This is a genomic window from Corallococcus llansteffanensis (assembly GCF_003612055.1).
GTDB classification, from domain to species: Bacteria; Myxococcota; Myxococcia; order Myxococcales; family Myxococcaceae; genus Corallococcus; species Corallococcus llansteffanensis.
The window spans coordinates 1-1,618 of the sequence record NZ_RAWB01000992.1; the positions used below are offsets into that span (position 1 = coordinate 1).

1 pseudogene is annotated in these 1,618 nt (G+C 77.2%); it reads left to right on the forward strand.

The features are described 5' to 3' along the window. Window positions 1–685: 685 nt before the first annotated feature. Window positions 686–1,618: pseudogene (locus D7V93_RS42780) on the forward strand (GspE/PulE/PilB domain-containing protein); the annotation flags it as partial.

The following is a 1,618-nucleotide window of genomic DNA, read 5'->3' on the forward strand; positions in this document are numbered from 1 at the left end:
CCGCGCAGCCACCCGCGGCCGCGCAGCCTCCGAACCGGGGCGCGCCCCCGGCGCCGCGCCTCCGACGCTCTATCCTCCGGGCGAGCGCCCCCTGCCGCCTCCGCAGACCGTGCCCGTGCTGACGCCCGTGGGCCCCGCCACGCCCCAGGGCGCTCCGGCCGGCTCACAGCCGAACCGCCCCGCCGGGTCGCAGGCTCCCGCCGCGAACGCCCCCCAGGGGCAACCGTCCGCCACGAGTCCGTCCCAGCCTCAGGGAACGCCCGCCGGACGCGCGCCCGCCTCCGGGCCCCAGGCGCCGAGCCGCGCGATTGCCACGGACGGTGTCGCGGGAACCTCCGCCACGGCGCAGCAGCCCGGCACCTCCGCACCGGCCGCGCAGGGCTCCACCGCCACGCCGCCGCAGGCCGCTGCTCAGAACGCTCGGCCAGGCACCTCCGCGCCGCCGCAGACCGCCGGGTCGGGCACCACGTCACCGGGTACTGCCGTGCCGCCGCAGGCCGCCGGTCAGAGCACTCGGCCAGGGTCCGCCGCCACGCAGTCGCAGGCCGCCGGATTGGGCTCCACGGCACCCGGCACCGCAGTGCCGCAAGCCGTCGGGTCGGGCTCCACGTCACCGGGTACTGCTGTGCCGCCGCAGGCCGCTGCTCAGAACGCTCGGCCAGGCTCCACGGCACCGGGTACCGCTGTGCCGCCGCAGGCCTCTGGCCAGAACGCTCGGCCAGGCGCCATCGCACCGGGCACCGCCACGCCGCAGGCCGCCGGTCAGAATGCCCGGCCGGGCACCTCCGCGCCTCCGCAGACCGCCGGCCAGAACGCTCAGCCGGGCACCACCGCGCAGCCTCCGCAGGCCGCGGGCGTCCGCCCCCAGGGCACGCCCGCCGTGTGGCCCCCCGCACCTGGACAGCAGGCCCGCGAGGCCTCAGGCGCCACGCTGCCCGTCACGCCCCCGCCGCTCCGGGGTGAGCCGTCGTTCATCATCTTCAGCAACCCGGCCGCGGCCCAGGGCGCAAGCCGTCCGCGCGCCACGCCGGAGGCCGCGCCGTCGGTGCCGGGCGCCTCCAACGCGCCAGGGGCCGAGGTTCCAGACTGGACGCTGCCCCAGGCACGCGCCGCGCTGCGCGAGTCGACGCGGGACCGCGACCGGCTGGTGGACGTCGCGCTGCGCTTCGGCCGCCGCACGTTCGACTACGTGGCCGCCTTCGCGGTGGTGCGAGGCGCCGCCGGCGGCTGGGACGCGCGCGGCGAGGGCCTGGACGCGAGCGCCCTGTCGCAGGTCTCCATCCCGCTGGACGCGAGCAGCGTCTTCCGCACCGTGGCCGTCACGCGCGGCAGCTACGCGGGTCCGCTGCCTCCGGACGCGCTCACGCGGCACTACCTGGAGCTGTTCGGCCGTCAGTCGCCGCGCACCGTCTTCCTGTACCCGGTGGAGGTGAAGGGCCGGCTCGTCGCCATCCTCTACGGGGACTGCGGCCAGAAGCCGATGAGCCAGCGCCGGCTGAGCGACTACATCCTGTTCTGCCAGGACCTGCCGGCCGCCTTCCAGGAGCTCATCCTCTTCCGCAAGCAGCGCGTGGCCGAGCTGCGCGCGCCCGAGGAGGACTTCACCATCGACGTGGAC